Here is a 16772-nt window from a genome sequence, read left to right on the forward strand (position 1 = left end):
GTCAGTCTGCGGCCCTGTCGTGGTGGGCGCCGAGGTCGGTGGCGCCCACCACGCGGGCCAGTTCCTCCAGGGTCAGCTCCACCCGCCGGCCGTCCGCCAGCCGGTCCTCGACCTCAACGGTCTGCTCGCGCTCGGCCCGGTCCGTGGCGACGGCCCAATGGCCCTCGCCGATGATCGCGACGTCGCCCATCGTCCACGCCCGGCCTGCGCTGCGGATCTTGCGCTCCAGCGCCGCCATGTCCCGGCCTCTGCCCGTCACCAATGCCTTCGCCCCCCTCCGACTCCGTGCGGCCCTGCGCCGCAACCTCGGTTCAGCACTCCGAGCCCGCGATGCATTCCCGTCCGGTTCGCCAACGGCAGACCACCGGTCCCGAAAAAGGACTAGCAACTTCGGGATGCTGCATGTCAAAGTACGGATCCCGCCGAAACGGCGGGCCAACGAAGGGACACCGCCGCGAACACCCACCGCGTCGTCCTGCACCCGCTCATCGTCACCGCCGCCACCGAACACCGCGCCGCCCGCCACGTCCTCGCCAGCCCGGCCCTGCGGGCCGCCCGCGCGGACGAGGTCTGCCCCGGCGACCTGATCGTCTCCGCCTTCGCACCCGCCGCCCCGGGACGCCTGTGCCGCACGGACTACCTCGCCAGCGGCCCCTACCCCGCCGCCCCCGGACCGTACGACCCGGCGTGCGGGTGCGGCGTCTGCGGTCTGCCCGAGGTCGAGGGCCCGCAGGGGACCGTGGTCCTCACCCGGGACGTCCCCTGGGAGTGCTGCGACCCGTGGCCCGCCGACGAACCCGTCCTCATCCTTCCCCTCCACCGGACACCCAGGAGATCACCGTGCCCCAGTACCTGACCGTCGCCCACCTGATCGCCCAGCTCCAGAACGTCGACCCGAGCCTGCGGGTCCGCCTCGCCGTGAACCCCGACTTCCCGTTCTCCCACCTGCTCGCCTCGAACGTCGTCGTCCACGACGGCCTCGTCTACCTGGCCGAGGACGGCCAGGAGGGCTACCTGCCCACCGCCGTCCGCGACGAACTCGCCTGGGCCTGAACCACCCCGCTCGAAGGAGAGCCGCATCCCGACCGCTCACCGCCCCACCCGCCCGCAGCCACTCGACCGCTTCGCGCTTCACCCCCTGCCGCCGTGGGCGAGCGGAGCACTCGTCCGCCGCGTCCCCGCCGACCCCGGCCAGCCGATCGAGGTCCTATGGCTCCCGGACAGCGCCCCCAGACCCCCCTTCGGCCGCATCCTGCTGCGGTGGGAGAAAGCCCCCGGGGCGGGCTGGGACGTCACCGCCCGCCTCGGCCTCGCCACCACCGACGTCCACCTCGCCACCTGGCCCGCCGCCCCCGACGACTGGCCCCACTTGGTGCGCCCCACACTGCACGAGGTCACCGGCCTGTGCTCCGCCCTCGCCGTCGCCACCGCCGCCCTCGAACTCGCCAACCACCTCGCCGACTCCTGAACACCACCGCACAAGGCCGCCCCGCGCCGACCAGCCGGGGCGGCCTCGGCGTTCACCGGCCCGCCCGGCGGCGCGTACGCTCGTCACCGGAACACCGAGGATTAGGACACCCGTATGGCCGACGACCAGCAGCTCTGGGGCTACGCCGAGGTCGCCAAGCACCTGGGCATCAGCGTCGGCGCCGCCCGCAACCGCAAGAACCGGGGCACCCTGCCGGCTCCCGACGACACCAGCATCCCGGACCGCCCCCGCTGGAAGCCCTCCACCTTCCAGAACTGGAAGCCCCTCGGCCAGGGCCACCGCAGCGACCTGCACGGCGATCCGTCCGAGCCCGCCTCCGGCTGACCGGCTGGCGTCTGCCGACGAGCACGAAGAGGACGACCTGCCGATGCCCAACCGCTTGGTCCGCCGTCCCGTCGCGCTGGTCGCCTGGTGCTGCGCCGCTGCGATCGGCGCCGCCACCGCGATCGGCGCTGCGGCGACCGGCACGTACGCGGTGTGTACCGCAGGGCTGTTCGCCCTCGGTGGCGGAGCGCTGGCCGCCTACCGCACCGTCCGCGTCACCGAGAACCGGACCGACCACGCCGTCCTCGAACGCCTGCAGCGCAGCCCCGGTCTCACCGCCGAGGGGATCGCCGCCGACCTCGGGCTGCGCCCGGCCACCGTCTGGCTCAGTCTTCACCGACTGGCTGCCGCCCGTCAGCTCCCCCCCAACAGCCCCTCCCGACTCGGGACGCTGACCAGCAGCGAGAAGGACCGCCGTTGATATTGACGGCGGTCCTCTTCTGCTTCCGGCCCGCTCTGGAGCCGCATGCCGTCCCGGGCCGAACCGCGGTGCCCGGGGCAGAGCGAGGCACCTCGACGCCGTGGAGGCAATGACCCTGGGCACCGCCCAGGTGATCAGACGACTCCGGGAAGCTGGCCGACCGCGGCGGCGCCGGCCGCCTTCCCGATCAGGCCGAGCACGCCTGCCAGCTCACCGACGAAGGCCCCCACCGTCTCCTTCACCTGGCCCTCTGCGCTGACCGGCGAATCGAACAGGTAGCCCAGCTCACCGGCACCGGTCACCATCGCGCTCCGTTGTGCCTGGTAGTCGGCCCAGGAAGGTCGGAACACGGACCGGGCCTCTTCCAGAGCCTTCTCGTCGACTCCCTCGGCCAGAAGACGCCTTGTCACCTGGTGGGTGGCGAACCACAGCGCGACAATCTGGGTCGCCGTGGCCGGCAGCTGGACCGGGCCGAGGGAACGCTCGATGCCCCGGGAGCCCGGGACGATCCAGGGTGAGGCCAGCTGCGTCAGTACCGAGGCGAGTTTGGCCCAGTCGGGCCGCCTACTCTTCTCCCCGGCCTCGATGAGCAACAGCGCGGTGCGCCGCTGCTTGTGGGTGGCGGTCGGGTGAGCGAACTGTTCGACGAGTTGCTCGGCGGCCCTTCTTCGGCCTAGTGCCGTGTGCAGCCCGGTGGCGCGGGCGTAAGTGCTCCAGGCCCGCCGTGCCTGCTCGGTCGGCACCACGGTGTCGTCCAGCAGCCACAGGTACAGGACCGGTCGCACCAGAACGCGCTGCGGAACTCGTTTCAGGGGCGAGCGCTGACGGGCTTTGAGCAGTTCGGTGAACAGCCACCGCTGCTCGGGGGTGAAGGCCCGCTCGTCGCTGCCGTGACGGGTGCTCTTACGGAACTGCGGGTTCGCGAGAAGGCCGTCCGTGACCCAGTCGCCCACCATCCGAACGCTGACCTTCTCCACGCCCAACGCCTGCGCGTCTGCCACCAGGTCGGTGGCCGTGCCCTCCGTCCAGCTGCCGTCGTGGGGGTCCGTCATGCCGCAGAACTTACACCCAGATTCGGGCTTCACGGCGAGCATCCAACGGCGGCCGGCGCAAGGCTGAGGGGACAGAAACAAGGAAGTGCTCCGCGCCGAAGGTCCCGCCAGGAAACAGCGGCGCGGAGGCACCCGACCATCTCTCGGAAGGAGATGCCATGTCCCACCGTAACCAGCGCTCCCGCACCCTGCACCGCCCTGGACAGCCCCTCGGTCGCCGACCCCGTCTGCGCCAGGCCCTCCTGCACGCCGCGATCGTCTCCGCCGCCAGCGCCCTCGCGGGCGGCCTGGTCCGCGCTCTGCTGCACTTCGCCCATCTCGGCTGATACCGGTCCGGTCCCGGGACGGAGGAACTGCCCCGGCCGGTCGCGCAAGCACCCGCGCGGCGCCGTGCGAGAGGCAGGTTGGTCGCCCGCACCTCACACGGCGCCGCTGTGCCGAAGCGTGATACCTGTCACCGAGTGCGCCGACGGCCTGGGCGAAGGCGGAGGCTGAGGCGTGACAACTGACACCGTCTACGGACGATAATTGTCACCGGTGCCCGTCCTCCTCCAGACTGCGCTATGTCTCAGAGACATCGGTTTTGCCCCGCGAACCTGGCGGCGCGTGGGATAGTCCCGACGGCTAGCGGCCCGGCGCGGGCGGGTGCGAGGTCGGGGCAGTGGTGTCCGGGCGGCGGTAGGCGCGGCAGCCGTGCGGCGACCCGGCAACCGCCCACCGGACAGGATGTCCCAGCACCTGTCCCAGCGGGAGCCCGGGGCCACCCCTCACCAGGAGGAGTTGAATCGGACACCCTGGGACGCGGGCGGACGGGTGCGCGGGGCTGCGGATAGGCGCGCGGCGCGAACGGCGGGAAGGCTGTCGGTGCCCGCGCGGGCCCGGGCCGAGCGGCGAACGAGCTTCTCCACGCGGAGGGCCGCAGCCCGCATCGACTCGATCAGGTCGGGGTCGGCGGCCATCGCCCCGCCGGACGCGCGCGTGGGCTGTTGGAGTGGTGCCCGACGCCAGGCCGCGCCACAGCACTGCGACCGCTGCCGGACCCGGCATCGTGACCCTCATCCCGGGCCGCACCAGCAGCCCCGACCCGTGAGGACTCCCATGAGAATTCCCACTGTGCTGGCCGCCGTACTGCTGGCCGCGACAGCCGTGCTCGCCAGCGCCGGCAGCGCCGCGGCCGACTACGGCTTCGAAAGCAGCACCGACATCAGCGTCTCACCGAACGGCGTGTCCTACGCGGGCTACGACGGCAGCGCCGCCGGCCCCGATGATCTGTTCGGCAGCTGAACCACCCACGGCACCCACCCGCGGTGCGCTCGCCTGTGCTGGTGGACGACGACCTTCGGGGGAGCGTGCCCGCCCGGAGCGCCGGGCAGAGCGAGCGCGTACCGCTCAGGCGTGTCCACGGCGGGCCGCGGGGCGGGTGTGGGCTGAAGCGGCATGAGCGGGCTGCCTCGGCGGACCGCTGGCCTGTCAGCTGCTTTCGGGGTTGAGCGGGTCCTTCCACCCGTCACGGCCGCCGAGTGTTTCGACCCCGCGACGATGGGCGTCGAGATACTTCTTCTTCTCCTCCGGGCTCATGCTCCGCAGCGCGGCGACGAAGTCGGCCTCCAGGGACTGGCCGATCGTATTCATCGAGTCCACAAGCCCCTTTACCGCGTCTTCCGGGACAGACATACGCACCTCCAGATGATGTGGGACGGTCCTTTCACCGTAGAGACGTCCAGGAGCTCTCACCTGCCAACCGCCCCCATCCGGGCGCCGCCGTGTGCGTCGCCGCCCGCGACGGACGCAGCACAGTGCTGTCGGCGGCTGCACCATGCCCTATCCAGGAGACTCACGGAGGTCCTGGAGCCGCATCCCCGGGAAGAACAGGAGATTCACGGCCGGTCGGCGGCGGTGCAGAGGACGTGGACGCCAGGCAGCCTCGTCAGGGCTCGCGACGGCCAGCAACTCCCGTAGGGCATCAGCCCAGGGCCCCTCGCCGTCGTCACGCCGATTCGATCTTGGTGACAGCAGTGACGCCTATCGTGCTTCGGCATAGCCGCAAGTCAGCCGGATCGGCTGACCAGTTGGCGTGTCAGCCCAGGTAGATGCCGGCAAAGGTTCCGTCGAAGCCGAGGGCCACCCGTGCGGCGTCGGTGTCGGGGTGGTGGGTCCAGGTCGGGTTGGCGATCATCGCGTCGAAGTCCTTGCGGGCGATCTCCGGCTCCAGCCACTCGTTGCCGCAGCGGCACCGCACCCACACGTTGCGGCGGTGGTTGAGCAGCAGCCAGTCGCGGCGGGCCCGGCAGGCGGAGCAGGTCACCGGCATGCCGCGCAGGGCGAGTTCGGCCGGGTGCAGCAGAGCGCGGACGGCCTCGGGGCCGCTGGGGGTCTGGGTCTCGTACTCCAGCTGGAGGAGCGGGTCGGAGCCGGCCGGGACCGGGGTGGTGATCGGGGCCGGGGCGGTGTTGGTGTTCTCGGTGGTTCTGGTCACGGGCTCTCCGTTCGTGGTGCTCGGGTACTTGCGTAACACCTGGTGGAAGCGGGTGTCGAGGGGTTCCGGGAGGGCCGCCCGGCGGGTTGCCGGTTCAGCGGCGTGGTGCCGGGCGGCGCGGGTCAGTGGCGGGCTGGGCCGGTGCCGGCTGCGTGGCGCGGGGCCGTACCGGTTCGGTCCGGGCCTGGTTGCCAGGGGCCGTGCGGGGGTGTTCGGGGTTGGCGGGCAGGTCGGCGAGGCGGCGGATGCGCCAGACGAGGACGTCGGTGGTGTTGCGGGCGGTTTCCAGCTCCCGCCGGTCGACGGCCTTCTCCAGGAGGGCCTTGGGGTCGTGGCCGGCCTTCTCGGCTTCCGCGAGGACGGCGGCCAGGGCATCGTGCTCGCGGGCCGGGCCCTTCGGGCTGGCCGGGTCGCCGAGGACGGTGCGGATGGTGGTGTCGTGGCGGCGGCGCTCGCCGTCCGGGAGGGTGCGGCCGATCTCGCGCATGGTGCGCATGGGGGTGGCGGCGGCCTGCTGGTAGGCGGAGCGCAGGTGGTCGGCGGCCTTGCGGGCGGCGGCGGCCTGCTGGGCGTGGCCTCGGGCGGAGTGCCAGCGGGCGGCGGCCAGGGTGACGAGGACGAAGGTGGACAAGACCATGGCGGTGGCGCCGCCATCCTCGCCCCGGCCGAGCGCGCTGCCGGCGTGGACGATTCCGCGGGCGGTCGAGCGCAGGGCGCGGATGTCGGCGTTCTCGGCGCGGACGTGGCTGCGGGTGGCGCGTTCGAAGGCGCGGGCGGCTTCCCGGAGTTCGGCGCGGGTGGCGGCTGGGGAGGTCTGGGCGAGGGCGTCGAGGAGTTCACCGGCGCCGAGGAGGTGGGCGGCGGCTTCGTCGTCGTCCTGGTCGAGGGCGGCGACGGTGCGCTCGGCGACGTGGGCGGCGTCTCGGCGGCGGCGCGCGGGAGCGGAGCGGCCAGGGCGGGTCGGGCGGCCGTCCGGCGCGGGGGCGCCGGTGGCGGGTGCGGCGTCGAGGCGGTGGCGGATTTTGGGGAGGGAGAGGTCTGGGGCGAGCTTGGACCCGGGGAACCAGATCGGCCCGCCGTCTCGGTTGCGGTCGCCGGGCAGGGCGACGTTGTAGCCGAGGACGTCGCCGGAGGGGGCGTGCCGCAGCTTCACCCGCAGGCCGGCCTCGCGCAGGCGGGTCAAGAACTCGGCTTCGCTGTCAGCTCCGGCGACGGCTTGGCGGACGGCTTCCCGCAGGGTCTCGCGTGGAGTCTCGGTGCGGCCGGTGCGTTCGGCCTTGAAGCGCTCGGCGCTGGTGGGGTTTTGGGCGGCGGTGCCGTCGCCGGGGTTGAGCTGGCGCAGGCCGTACTCCTTCTCGATGAGGCGGGCTTCGGCCTGGGCTTTGCGTCGGTCGAAGGAGAGGTTGGCGAGGCGGCCGTCCTGACGTACGAGGGTGGCGGCGATGTGGATGTGGTCGTCGGCGTGGCGGACGGCGACCCAGCGGCAGGCGGTGGTGTCGCCTTCGGGGGCGATGCCGGTGGCGTGGACGATGCGGCGGGCGATGTTCGCCCAGTCGTTGTCGTCGAGGTGGCGGTCGCCGGGGTCCGCGCGTACGGAGCAGTGCCAGATGGTGTCGGCCGGGGCGCGGTCGCCGATGGCCTTGACGGGCTGGTCGAGTTGGGCGGCGAGCTGGGCGATGGTGTGGTGGGGGTTGCGGCCGGGGTCGGGGGCGAAGTCGTTCCAGCTCGCCACGAGGTGCTGGTCGGTGTGTTCGTCTCGTCGGCCCGGTCCGTAGAGGTAGCGGATGAGGCCGTAGGTGCCGCCGGTGCCGGTACGGATCTTGGGGATCACCGGCGGACCATCCAGGCGACGGCTTCGTCGACGGCTCCGATGGAGGCTTCGACGCGGTGCAGGAGTTGCTGGAGGTCGGAGGCCGGTTGGCCGCCGGCGTTGAGGAAGTGGGCTACCTGGTTGACGTTGTTGCCGATGGCGGCGAGCTGGCGGTTGGACTCCATGAGTTCCTGGATGCCGCGCCGGTAGTCGGCGATGGCGGCGCTCGGGTCGGTGCTGGTGGCGGCAGCCAGGGTGGCGGCGGCGGAGAAGCCGCCGGGGGCGAGGTCGGCGTGGTCGGCGGCCTTCCGGACCGCGGCCCACTCAGGTTCGCTGAACCGCAGGCTGACGCAAGTGCGGCGCTGGGTGGCGTGGCGGGGACGGCGGCGTCGGGAGGCGGCGCGCTGTGGAGCGGGCGCGGTGTCTGTCCCGGCCGTCGACACCCCCGGGTCGACTCCCCGATCGTCGGTGGGCCCCCCTGGGTCCGCTGGCGACCGGGGTGCCCGCGCCCCCTTCGGGGCGCGGGCGGGGTAAGCATCGCTTACCCCACAACTTGCTCCGCCAGGGGCAGTGTTGGGGTCGTTCCCCGGCGCCTGCACGGTGCCGTCGTGGCCGGGCGCGGTCATCGGCTGGCCCCGGTGTCGCGCTGGCGGAGGTCGAGGAGGAGATCTTCGACGTAGTCGACGGCGAGGACGGGGTGGTGGAGAGTCCAGGGGCGGGAGTGCCGGTCGCGCTGGACGCTGCGGGCACCGTCCGGGCCGGTCTCGACGCGGTGGAGGTGGCCGCGTTGGGTGAGGACGGCGAGCCAGGAGTCCGCCTCGGCCCAGGTGGCAGGGGTGGTGCGCATGGTGGGGTGCTCCCGGATGGTGGTGGTGCGGGCAGGTGACCGGCCGGGGTGACCTGATCGGTCACCCCGGCGCTCGGGTGTCGGTCAGTTCCGGTCGGCGGTGACCGGCTGACCGGGTTGCGGACGGAGCTGGGCCATCAGTTCGGTCAGCGTGGCGCTGGACAGAGGGATCTTCTGACCTCGGATCGCCTCGGCGACCACCTTGCGGGTCAGCCTGCCGTTCTCCGGCGCGGCTTTCCGTGCGATGGCCAGCAGGTCCTCGGTGTCCAGGTCGGGACGGCGGTCACTGTCCCGGTCAGTGACCGGCGGGTCGGTGACCTCGGCGAGGCTGACCGTCGCGATGGTGACCGGCCCGCTGTCCGCCGGTCGGTCACTGACCTGTCGGCCGGTGACCGGCTGACCGCCTGGTGCGGTGACCGGGCCGCCGACCGGCCGCTCCGCACCGAGGTGACCTCCACTGTCCTGACCGCTGGTCAGCGCTGCCAGCCGCTCGGTCAGACCGGCCTCGACACTGACCTGACCGAGGTCAGGGGTGACCTGACCTCGGTCGGCCTCGGTCACTCGGTCACTCACTCGGCCACCCTGGCCGTCGCGGTCAGCGGGGCCGACCGGTCCGCGGGCGATGAGGATGTAGAGGTGTACGGCGCCGGCCAGGGCGAGCGGGGCGATCGTGGAGAGCACCGCGACCACCGAGTCACCGAGCCGCAGGCCGGTGGTGGCGCTCTGCTCGTTCATCCGCACGGCGTGCAGAGCGTTGGCCCACAGGCTCGCTCCGGTGGCTGTTCCGAAGAGCAGCCAGACGTACATGCGGGCCCGCAGCGGGGCGTCCCGCATCACCAGCAGGGCGCGCACCCCGTAGGCGATGAAGCCGTCGATCACGAGCGGGAACAGGTAGGTGAGCAGGCCCCGCACGTGGATGGCCACGGCCATCTGCTGCAGCGCGTCGTACGAGAGCGCGCACCCCGCGCCGCCGAGGGCGATGACGACGCCCCGGTCCCAGCCGGTGACGTGCACGGAGTTCGGGGTGGTCGCGGTGCTGGTGCTCACGCGGCCGTCCCGAAGTCGTCGCGGTGCAGTTGGTCGGCGGCGCCCTGGTCGGCCGAGGCGGTACGGGTGCCCTGTTCGGCGATCTGACGGTGGCGAATCGCGCGGCGGGTCTCGCGGTAGAGCTTGAGGGCGTGCTCCGGGCTGATCTTGAGGAGCCAGGCGAGGCGCTCGACCGGCACGTCCTGGCGGTATCCGGCGAGGACGACGGCGCGGCGCTCGGCGCGGGTGATGTGGATGTCGCGCCCGGCCAGCACGGCATTGACCCGGCTGTAGTCGAGGCGTTCGTTGAGCCTGGTGTGCAGAGGTTCGCGCTCCTCCTCGGTGAGGCCGCCCCTGACGCCGTGGGTGTCGCCCGTCTCCAGCGCGGCGTCCAGGCAGGCGCGGGCGACCGGGCACTGGGCGCACAGCGCCTTGGCGGTGGTGATCGCGGCCGTGTCCTCCGGACCGGGGAAGAACACCTCGGGGTCGACGGGGTTGTACTCGGTCGGGGTGCAGACGGCCTGGTCCTGCCAGGTCTGGTCGCCGAGCGCGCGGTGGCGGACAGGGCGGGTCGTGGTGGTCATGCGGGGTCGCTCCGATCGCTCTCCGCGCGCGAGGTCAGCGTCGGCGGAGAGGGCGCTGGGTCGGTGATGGTCGGGCGGCTCGCCGTGGGGCGGCCGGGCGCGGCGGCGGCTCAGGCGGCGCGCTGGAGGCGTCTGCGGTCGACCGGCTCGAAGCTGACCCGGGTGGTCATCTGGGCGAGCCGGGAGGTGACGCGGTCACCGAGGCAGGTGCGGAGGTCCTTGATCGGCAGGTTGCTGGTGATCAGGGTCGGGAGCAGGTGGTTGTAGCGGCGGTTGATCAGCCGGTACGTCTGCTCTTCGACGAACTCGCTCGACTTGGCGGCGCCGAGGTCGTCGAGGATCAGCAGCGGCACCCGGCTGTAGGCCGCGAGGACCCGCTCGGCGTCGGTGTCCGAGCCGGGCCGGAGTTCGGCGTAGAGGTCCGCGGCGGTGGTGGCGCGCCAGCGCACACCGATGCCGGCCTCGACCAGGCGGCGGACGGCGCCGTACGCCTCGTGGGTCTTCCCGGCGCCGACGACCCCAGCCATCAGCAGGCTGGGACCGGTGGCGACCTGGCGTCGGGCACCGAGGCTCGGTGCGGTGGCCTCGGCGGCAACCTGCCGCACCCAGGCCAGGACCTGCGGGTTCGTGGCGACCGCTTCGCGGTAGCGCAGCGGCAGCCCGGCGGACAGCGCTTCCTCCGCCGAGTACGACTCCGGCTCGTCCGGGAGGGCGTCGACCACGTACTGCTCGATGCCCCGGGCGGCAAGGATGCGGGCCATCCGGTCGAGGACCGAGGGCGCGTCGGCAAGGGTCTGCGGGTCGCGGCGGGTGCGCATCACAGCTCCTCGGCGTAGGCGGCGACGGCGTCGACCGGGTTGGTCCACGCCTGGTGAGCGGGCACGTTAGGCCGGAATCCCGGCCGCGCCAAACCGGAGCCTCGTGCGTTCATGGCGTCGTTGACCAGGCTCGGCAGCCGGGACGGGTGGCCCTGGATCTCGGCGAACCGCCGCAGCCCGGCACGGACGTGCTCGGCGGCGATGCCCTCGTCCAGCAGGGTCTTGACGACCTTGCCGAGGTGGCCGAGCAAGCTGCCCGGCGGGCGCTCGACGCAGGCGGCGACGTACTCGCCGATCAGCTGGCCGGCCGAAACGGTGTCCGCGTCGGGCGCCTGGCGCCCCGTAGGGAAAGAAGATCCAGGATCCAAGATCCTAGATCCAGGCGCCGAGGGCTCCGGGAGGGTTCGGAGAGCCTTCGGGGAGGCTTCGCCGAATGCCGTCTGACCTGCGATTTTCCTGGGGGACGGAACCGGCTTGCGCTCGGCTTCGACTACCGGGGCGACCGTTTCCGCGGTACCCGGAACCGTCTGCGCGGCGGGTGCAGGGAAGGACTCGTGAGGCTGCTGGAGGGCTGCCGGAGTGTTCGCCGAGGTTTCGCCGAACACTCCGGGAGCGCTCGCGGCGTCGCCGAGTCGGGACCCCGGGGTATCTGCGAGGGCGGCCCGCTGGATGCAGGGGCCCTTGCAGACGCCGCACCGCTCCGGCTCGCAGTGCGGGCACGCGGGAAGGCGGCTGAGCGACGGCTTGTCGATCTTTTGGTGCTTGCGCCACGTCGGGTAGTGGAAGTACCGGCGGCCGTCGCAGCCCGTGTAGCGGCAGATCGCGCCCACTGTGGCGAGCTGCCGGAGGTGGTCCTCGACCTCCGCACGGTTGATCTCGTCGCGCATCGGCCAGATGAGGCCGTAGACGACCGCCGCGTTGTCGCGGTGCCGGCCGCTGTCGTCGGAGTGGTTGGTCATGCCGATGAAGGTGAGCATCGCCGGTATGGACACCTCGGCCAGCGTTTCGGAGACCCAGGTCTCCGGCTTGACGGGTCGGATGCGCGCCATGTCAGCGGCCCCGGACCGAGGTGACAGCGAGCCGCCCGGTGGCGAGGTCGAAGCTGTGCGGGTGCGACCAGTCCGCCTCCGGCCAGGACCGCAGCACCCAGCGGGCGGCGACCTTGGTGGTGTTGCCGCTCAGCGTGAGCTGCTCGCCGTGCCCGTCGACCGCCACGGTGTAGGGGTGGGGCCACTGGCGGCTGGGGTGGGCGAAGCTGACGCGGACGGCGACCGCACCGGGGATCATGTCCGCGAGCTTGGCCCCGAGCCGCTGCTGGCTCGGGCGGGGCTCCACGTACTGGGTTCCCCTGGACAGGGCAGGCATGCGATACTCCGTGTTTCGTAGGAAACGCGCGCGGCGGCCTCTCGTGCAAAAGAAGTCCCGCCGCTCGCGCGGTAGTAAATCAGCGACCTTCGGGGCGCTGGCCCGGCGTCCAGGAGTTGGTAGCTCCAGGGCGCCGGTCTCTTTTCCGGACGTGTCCTACTGCATCGACTCCCCCTCTCTGCCCACCTGTCACCTCCGCGGCGGGGTGAGAACCTTAGGGCCTTCGGCGCCACACATCCAGTCCTTAACTCCCCATCGGGGAAGACTTGTGCGTGCACCGCCCCGCGCCCCTCGCCGCGCCACGAGCCGCCCGACCCTCCTTCGAGTCAAGCTTCAAGGTCTCGGCTTGCCGCAGGCACCGGCCACCGTCGCCTGCGGCAACCCCGGACCAAAGGCTGCACCGGGAATTCCGGGCCACCCGCTGCCCGCGACATCAAATAGACCTTATGATCGCCACTCGATTCCGGTCAAGAAATTCAAGCCATCTACGCGAGCAGCAACCCCCATTTCCCGCCTGGCGGGAAATGATCTTGACTAATGAATAGGAGAAACCTCACCGGCCGCGATTGCTCAACCATTCTGTCGCCCCAGGCTGCCATCAAGTGGTGCCCCCATGGCCTCCGATAGATCCCGACGCTCCAAAAAATGAATTGGCGGCCGACAGGGTTCCTGCAGGCCGCCAATTCAGTCACAGCCAAGGCGAAGGGCCGCACTACACAGCCATTTTCCCGCCGGGAATCAAACTCATTGCGCGGGCGGCATCGCAGGTGCGCCGGATCGCTTCGCGCAGGTCGCCCCCCATCTCCTCGACAGGCAGCCCCAGACCGATTGATCCCATCACCGTCGACCCCCACATAACAGGCGCTGCGATGCCGTCCCATCCGGCCAGCGCCTCCTGACGGCCGATGGCGTAGCCGCGCCGGCGGATGTCGGCAAGGGAGGCGAGCAGGGCGGCCTCGTCTCGGATCGCACCCGGCGCCGGGGACTGCGGCGGGCCCTCGGCGAGCACCGCCTGCTGCATATGGGCCGGCAGGTGGGCCAGGATTACGCGCCCCGCTGCTCCGACGCGCAGCGAGCGCGGCATGGAGCCGATCTTGTAGGTCAGAGCCCTGAGGGTCTCCGGGTCACGGTCACCGAGGGTGTAGTCGGTGCACAGCCGACGAAGGCCGCCGAAGCCGGTGACGGTGAACAGCAGAGCAACGCCGCCTGCGCTCTTCTGGAGGTCGTCGAGCATCTGCTGGACGTCGGCTGCCGCGGGGGCGGAGGTCATGGCCTGCAGGGCCATCTCGATCATCGCGGGGCCCGGCCGGTAGCGGCCTCGGCTGACCTGGTCGACCGCACGGGTCTCCACGCCGGCCTGGAGGATGCGGTGAACCGTGGAGTCGGGGATGCCGGTGGACCTGGTGAGGTCGAGCACGCCTTGGACGCCGCCGCCCTGGGTGACCGCCCGCAGGACGGACAGGACTCGGGCGTGGGTGCCGACTGCCGGGGCTGCCTGTCGGCGGGCCATCGAGGGTGCTGGTGTTGCGGGAGAGGGCAAGGAAATCTCGCAGGTGTGCAGTGCCGGGGACCGACTGGCCGTACCCGACCACTGGTCGGTGTGGGTGGACACGGCCGATGGCCTCACCCGGGCCGCCTGGTCCCGTGACGGGTCCAGTACAAGGTGGTCGCAGCTGGAGCCGTGAGTGCGCCGGGCCTGCGAGCAACGGGGGGATGCTCACCAGGCCTGGACGTCCCCTCGTGCACCCAGGCCCGGCGAGCGGGTTAGTGACCCATGCCGGCGCCGCCATCCACGGGGATGATTGCCCCGGTCAGGTAGGCGGCGGAGTCACTGGCCAGGAAGGACACCGCGGCGGCGATCTCCTCCGGCTGGGCCATGCGGCCGAGCGGCACCCGCTGGAGCAGGGCCTCGCGCTGGGCCTCGGAGAGGGCGGCGGTCATGTCCGTTTCGGTCAGGCCAGGGGCAACCACGTTGCTGGTGATGCCGCGCGGGCCGAGTTCGCGGGCCAGGGAACGGGCGAAGCCCACGAGGCCGGCCTTGGAGGCGGCGTAGTTGGCCTGTCCGCTCTCGCCGGTCATGGCGACGGCGGAGGAGATGAAGATCAGCCGGCCGTGCTTCGCGCGCAGCATTCCCCTGGCGGCGCGCTTGGCGGCCCGGAAGGCGCCGGCCAGGTTGGTCTGGAGGGTGGCGTCGAAGTCGTCCTCGGACATGCGCAGCAGCAGCGTGTCCCGGGTGATGCCCGCGTTGACGACGAGGATCTCGACCAGCCCCTGGGCGGCCTCGACTGCGGTGAACGCGGCGTCGACGGACTCGGTGGACGTCACGTCGCACTCCACGCCGAGGAGCCCCTCGGGGGCGAACCCGCTGCGGGAGGCGACCGCCACGGCGGCGCCGTCCGCGGCAAGCCTCTGCGCCACTGCGAGGCCGATACCTCGACTACCTCCGACAACCAGGGCCGAGCGGGACATGGGAGATCTCCTTCGTGGTGCGGGTCACCGAGCGGTGCGTCCGCAGCCCGGCGGCCCTCACGATGCCAGCCCTCCACTGGAACTCTCACTTCCAGAAGTGCCAGTTCCGGAAGTGAGAGTTCGCGAACTCGGAGTTCCAGGCTACGCGCGTAGATAACCCAGTGTAATTTAACGAATATTTTCCGCAACGCCCCAATTTTCGCCACCGCGATGACAGCCGGAGGCGATTGACGACCCGTCACCCACTCACCTCAAACGCTTGGTCAAATGATGATTCATCACTCCAGGACGGGGGCTTGTTGAAATTCAAACAACAATGCCGCGATTGTGCTGATGTGGCTTTCCCCACACTCAGATCGGCTCAGACCCGACTGGCGGCAATGCCTAGAATCGGTTGCCATGAGCACCGACTTCGAGCGCCTTGCGGCTCGCGATCAGACGCTCGCCAGCATGGTTCAGTGCTGGCGTCAGCGGACAGATCCCAACTCCATCCCCGGCCTGGTCACAAGCCCTACCCGCCGCACGCGAGAACTCTCCAAGACGGAGGTCGCCCGACTGGCTGGAATCAGCGTCAAGTGGTACTCGAAGCTGGAAGCCGGAGAATCCGCCCAATTCTCCGATGCAATTCTCGAACGCCTGGCATTCACGTTCCGACTCAATGATGCGGAGCGCCTCGCCCTGTACCACCACGCCACCGGGCGAGCCCCCGCCCCACGAGACACGGAGCCGGACGCCATGGCGGCCATGGACGCAGACATGCAGCGCCTTCTCGACAAGATGCTCCCCCACCCCGCGTACATATCGGACGTCGCCTGGAACGTCGTGGCGCACAACAATCCGTCCCGCGAGATGTACCCCTGGGTCTACGAGCGCAACATCATGCGGTGGGCGTTTCTCTACCCCGGTGCCCGCGAGCAGCTGGTCAACTGGAAGGAGAGCTGGGCCGTCCCCTTCCTCGCCCAGATCCGCACCGCCGCCGCCCAGTACCCCGACCACGAGCAGTTGAAGAAGCTCGTCGAGGACATCCTGGACGGCTGCCCCGAAGCCCAGGAACTGTGGGACCGGCACGACTTCTACGAGCACCCTGACGGCGACATCAGGCACATGCGCATCCCGCACGGCGGCGCCGGCGAGGTCCCCGTCCGGATTATGGCCCTGGCCCCGCTGCGGAACAGGCAACTGCGGTTCATCGTCGCATTCCACGGCGTCTGACCACCGCCCCGCGCGGTGCCGCTCCGAGGCGGCGGCACCTCATGCGACGCCGACTTCCCCGGACGGCTCGGGGGCACCGAGGTCCACCATCAACTCAGCAGTGACCACCTGGACAACGTGCTTGCGGGCGTAGCCGGCGACGGCGAGGGAGAGCTTCGGTTCCGCGCGACCGGCGTGACGGGCGGTGGCCGCGAAGTGATGCACGAGGCCGGAGGTGGTACGCCCCCGGCCCTGGAGAAGTCGCAGGTTGTCCTGCCCGTGCTCGTCCAGCAGGCGGGCGGCCTCGACCGCACCGGGTTTCTCGACCAGGCCCGCCATGGTTCGCACCGACCCGCTACCGGTGCACACGACGACACCGTGGTGAGCGGCCTCCGCCGCGTCGAAGGGTGCCGTGAGCACGGCCGGATGCGCGGGGTCCGTCTGGTCCAGCAGGGCGGCGAGCGCGGAGTGGCTGAGGTCGACGTTGTCGGCGAAGGCGAACGCCAGGTTGCCGGTGCGCAGGTGGACGGATCCGTTGAGCACCGACGTGAGGTCGGCGTACCGTCCGCGCTGCGCAACGAACTCGACGTCCAGGCCGGCGGCCGGCCGCGGCCCGATCGGCCGCGTGCCGGCCGCCTCCTGGTAGCGCCGGTGGGCGTCGGGCGACAGCACGTGGCAGGGCCAGGCGTAGAAGCCCGCGTAGTACGGGTGGTGGACGACGACCGCGCGCTCGGCGCCTCCGGCCACCGCCTCCTCCAGGACGTGGAGCAGGCCGGGCTGTCCCCCGACCGGGCGAAACTCCTTGGGCAGCATTCGCGACCAGCCGGCCACCCGGGTGCCCAGCCCACCGGCGGCGATGACCACGGGGATGGGGGGATTCTTCAACGGACTGTTCTCCTA

21 protein-coding genes are annotated in these 16772 nt (G+C 71.4%); 6 read left to right on the forward strand and 15 right to left on the reverse strand.

Annotation, left to right across the window (positions count from 1 at the left end; all coding sequences use genetic code 11):
- Position 1: 1 nt before the first annotated feature.
- Positions 2–259, reverse strand: a complete 258-nt coding sequence (locus QWJ13_RS26355; RefSeq protein WP_316527520.1) for a hypothetical protein — start codon at positions 257–259, stop codon at positions 2–4.
- A 581-nt stretch (positions 260–840) separates the two neighbouring features.
- Between QWJ13_RS26355 and QWJ13_RS26360 the strand changes: the two genes are divergently transcribed.
- The 3 genes from QWJ13_RS26360 (at position 841) to QWJ13_RS26370 (ending at position 2234) form a co-directional block, all read left to right on the forward strand.
- Positions 841–1053, forward strand: coding sequence for a hypothetical protein (locus QWJ13_RS26360; protein ID WP_188306326.1), 213 nt, complete (start codon positions 841–843; stop codon positions 1051–1053).
- 529 nt (positions 1054–1582) lie between these two features.
- Positions 1583–1813: a MarR family transcriptional regulator gene (locus QWJ13_RS26365; RefSeq protein WP_316527522.1), complete on the forward strand. Its 231-nt coding sequence runs from the start codon at positions 1583–1585 to the stop codon at positions 1811–1813.
- Positions 1814–1856: 43 nt separating this feature from the next.
- Positions 1857–2234 carry a hypothetical protein gene (locus tag QWJ13_RS26370; protein WP_316527523.1) on the forward strand — a complete coding sequence of 126 codons (378 nt, stop codon included), beginning with the start codon at positions 1857–1859 and terminating at the stop codon, positions 2232–2234.
- Between the two features lie 134 nt (positions 2235–2368).
- Here the strand turns inward: QWJ13_RS26370 and QWJ13_RS26375 are convergent, their stop codons facing one another.
- Positions 2369–3328: a hypothetical protein gene (locus QWJ13_RS26375; protein ID WP_316527524.1), complete on the reverse strand. Its 960-nt coding sequence runs from the start codon at positions 3326–3328 to the stop codon at positions 2369–2371.
- Positions 3329–3444: 116 nt separating this feature from the next.
- Between QWJ13_RS26375 and QWJ13_RS26380 the strand changes: the two genes are divergently transcribed.
- Together QWJ13_RS26380 and QWJ13_RS26385 are read left to right on the forward strand one after the other, a co-directional pair.
- The gene (locus QWJ13_RS26380) at positions 3445–3612 is read left to right on the forward strand and encodes a hypothetical protein (protein WP_316527525.1); all 168 of its coding nucleotides are present in this window, start codon (positions 3445–3447) and stop codon (positions 3610–3612) included.
- Positions 3613–4384: 772 nt separating this feature from the next.
- Positions 4385–4570, forward strand: a complete 186-nt coding sequence (locus QWJ13_RS26385; RefSeq protein WP_316527526.1) for a hypothetical protein — start codon at positions 4385–4387, stop codon at positions 4568–4570.
- A 186-nt stretch (positions 4571–4756) separates the two neighbouring features.
- Here the strand turns inward: QWJ13_RS26385 and QWJ13_RS26390 are convergent, their stop codons facing one another.
- From QWJ13_RS26390 to fabG, 12 genes are all read right to left on the reverse strand, one after another.
- Positions 4757–4918 carry a hypothetical protein gene (locus QWJ13_RS26390; protein WP_316527527.1) on the reverse strand — a complete coding sequence of 54 codons (162 nt, stop codon included), beginning with the start codon at positions 4916–4918 and terminating at the stop codon, positions 4757–4759.
- Positions 4919–5363: 445 nt separating this feature from the next.
- Entirely contained in the window at positions 5364–5762 is a 399-nt protein-coding gene (locus QWJ13_RS26395; RefSeq protein WP_316527529.1) for a hypothetical protein, read from the reverse strand.
- Positions 5763–5856: 94 nt separating this feature from the next.
- Positions 5857–7593: a relaxase/mobilization nuclease domain-containing protein gene (locus tag QWJ13_RS26400; RefSeq protein WP_316527530.1), complete on the reverse strand. Its 1737-nt coding sequence runs from the start codon at positions 7591–7593 to the stop codon at positions 5857–5859.
- Complete coding sequence (locus QWJ13_RS26405) at positions 7590–8015, reverse strand: MobC family plasmid mobilization relaxosome protein (protein WP_316527531.1); 426 nt, start codon at positions 8013–8015, stop codon at positions 7590–7592. The genes QWJ13_RS26400 and QWJ13_RS26405 overlap by 4 nt, the downstream gene beginning before the upstream one ends.
- A 179-nt stretch (positions 8016–8194) precedes the next feature.
- Complete coding sequence (locus QWJ13_RS26410) at positions 8195–8419, reverse strand: hypothetical protein (protein ID WP_316527532.1); 225 nt, start codon at positions 8417–8419, stop codon at positions 8195–8197.
- Positions 8420–8503: 84 nt separating this feature from the next.
- Entirely contained in the window at positions 8504–9466 is a 963-nt protein-coding gene (locus QWJ13_RS26415) for a DUF2637 domain-containing protein (RefSeq protein WP_316527534.1), read from the reverse strand.
- Positions 9463–10029: a WhiB family transcriptional regulator gene (locus QWJ13_RS26420; protein ID WP_316527535.1), complete on the reverse strand. Its 567-nt coding sequence runs from the start codon at positions 10027–10029 to the stop codon at positions 9463–9465. Before QWJ13_RS26420 ends, QWJ13_RS26415 begins: the two co-directional genes overlap by 4 nt.
- Before the next feature lie 110 nt (positions 10030–10139).
- The gene (locus QWJ13_RS26425; RefSeq protein WP_316527536.1) at positions 10140–10847 is read right to left on the reverse strand and encodes an ATP-binding protein; all 708 of its coding nucleotides are present in this window, start codon (positions 10845–10847) and stop codon (positions 10140–10142) included.
- The gene (locus QWJ13_RS26430) at positions 10847–11896 is read right to left on the reverse strand and encodes a hypothetical protein (RefSeq protein ID WP_316527537.1); all 1050 of its coding nucleotides are present in this window, start codon (positions 11894–11896) and stop codon (positions 10847–10849) included. The genes QWJ13_RS26425 and QWJ13_RS26430 overlap by 1 nt, the downstream gene beginning before the upstream one ends.
- A 1-nt stretch (position 11897) precedes the next feature.
- Positions 11898–12212 carry a transcriptional regulator gene (locus QWJ13_RS26435; RefSeq protein WP_316527538.1) on the reverse strand — a complete coding sequence of 105 codons (315 nt, stop codon included), beginning with the start codon at positions 12210–12212 and terminating at the stop codon, positions 11898–11900.
- 712 nt (positions 12213–12924) lie between these two features.
- Positions 12925–13722, reverse strand: a complete 798-nt coding sequence (locus QWJ13_RS26440; RefSeq protein WP_316527539.1) for an IclR family transcriptional regulator — start codon at positions 13720–13722, stop codon at positions 12925–12927.
- A 254-nt stretch (positions 13723–13976) separates the two neighbouring features.
- Complete coding sequence (gene fabG / locus QWJ13_RS26445; protein WP_316527540.1) at positions 13977–14681, reverse strand: 3-oxoacyl-ACP reductase FabG; 705 nt, start codon at positions 14679–14681, stop codon at positions 13977–13979.
- Positions 14682–15080: 399 nt separating this feature from the next.
- Between fabG and QWJ13_RS26450 the strand changes: the two genes are divergently transcribed.
- The gene (locus QWJ13_RS26450; protein WP_316527541.1) at positions 15081–15893 is read left to right on the forward strand and encodes a helix-turn-helix transcriptional regulator; all 813 of its coding nucleotides are present in this window, start codon (positions 15081–15083) and stop codon (positions 15891–15893) included.
- 39 nt (positions 15894–15932) lie between these two features.
- On the opposite strand, the gene QWJ13_RS26455 is transcribed toward QWJ13_RS26450, so the two are convergent.
- Positions 15933–16757, reverse strand: a complete 825-nt coding sequence (locus QWJ13_RS26455; RefSeq protein WP_316527543.1) for an NTP transferase domain-containing protein — start codon at positions 16755–16757, stop codon at positions 15933–15935.
- Between the last annotated feature and the right edge of the window lie 15 nt (positions 16758–16772).

The organism is Kitasatospora brasiliensis (assembly GCF_032654805.1).
Taxonomy (GTDB): Bacteria; Actinomycetota; Actinomycetes; order Streptomycetales; family Streptomycetaceae; genus Kitasatospora; species Kitasatospora brasiliensis.

Excerpts from the sequence above, each read along its gene's own strand:
- QWJ13_RS26370 (WP_316527523.1), top strand. The coding sequence starts at position 1,857 with ATGCCCAACCGCTTGGTCCGCCGTCCCGTCGCGCTGGTCGCCTGGTGC.
- QWJ13_RS26440 (WP_316527539.1), bottom strand. The coding sequence starts at position 13,722 with ATGGCCCGCCGACAGGCAGCCCCGGCAGTCGGCACCCACGCCCGAGTC.
- QWJ13_RS26425 (WP_316527536.1), bottom strand. The coding sequence starts at position 10,847 with ATGCGCACCCGCCGCGACCCGCAGACCCTTGCCGACGCGCCCTCGGTC.
- QWJ13_RS26420 (WP_316527535.1), bottom strand. The coding sequence starts at position 10,029 with ATGACCACCACGACCCGCCCTGTCCGCCACCGCGCGCTCGGCGACCAG.
- QWJ13_RS26450 (WP_316527541.1), top strand. The coding sequence starts at position 15,081 with ATGAGCACCGACTTCGAGCGCCTTGCGGCTCGCGATCAGACGCTCGCC.
- QWJ13_RS26375 (WP_316527524.1), bottom strand. The coding sequence starts at position 3,328 with ATGCTCGCCGTGAAGCCCGAATCTGGGTGTAAGTTCTGCGGCATGACG.
- QWJ13_RS26390 (WP_316527527.1), bottom strand. The coding sequence starts at position 4,918 with ATGAATACGATCGGCCAGTCCCTGGAGGCCGACTTCGTCGCCGCGCTG.
- QWJ13_RS26410 (WP_316527532.1), bottom strand. The coding sequence starts at position 8,419 with ATGCGCACCACCCCTGCCACCTGGGCCGAGGCGGACTCCTGGCTCGCC.
- QWJ13_RS26430 (WP_316527537.1), bottom strand. The coding sequence starts at position 11,896 with ATGGCGCGCATCCGACCCGTCAAGCCGGAGACCTGGGTCTCCGAAACG.
- QWJ13_RS26435 (WP_316527538.1), bottom strand. The coding sequence starts at position 12,212 with ATGCCTGCCCTGTCCAGGGGAACCCAGTACGTGGAGCCCCGCCCGAGC.
- fabG (WP_316527540.1), bottom strand. The coding sequence starts at position 14,681 with ATGTCCCGCTCGGCCCTGGTTGTCGGAGGTAGTCGAGGTATCGGCCTC.
- QWJ13_RS26385 (WP_316527526.1), top strand. The coding sequence starts at position 4,385 with ATGAGAATTCCCACTGTGCTGGCCGCCGTACTGCTGGCCGCGACAGCC.
- QWJ13_RS26380 (WP_316527525.1), top strand. The coding sequence starts at position 3,445 with ATGTCCCACCGTAACCAGCGCTCCCGCACCCTGCACCGCCCTGGACAG.
- QWJ13_RS26365 (WP_316527522.1), top strand. The coding sequence starts at position 1,583 with ATGGCCGACGACCAGCAGCTCTGGGGCTACGCCGAGGTCGCCAAGCAC.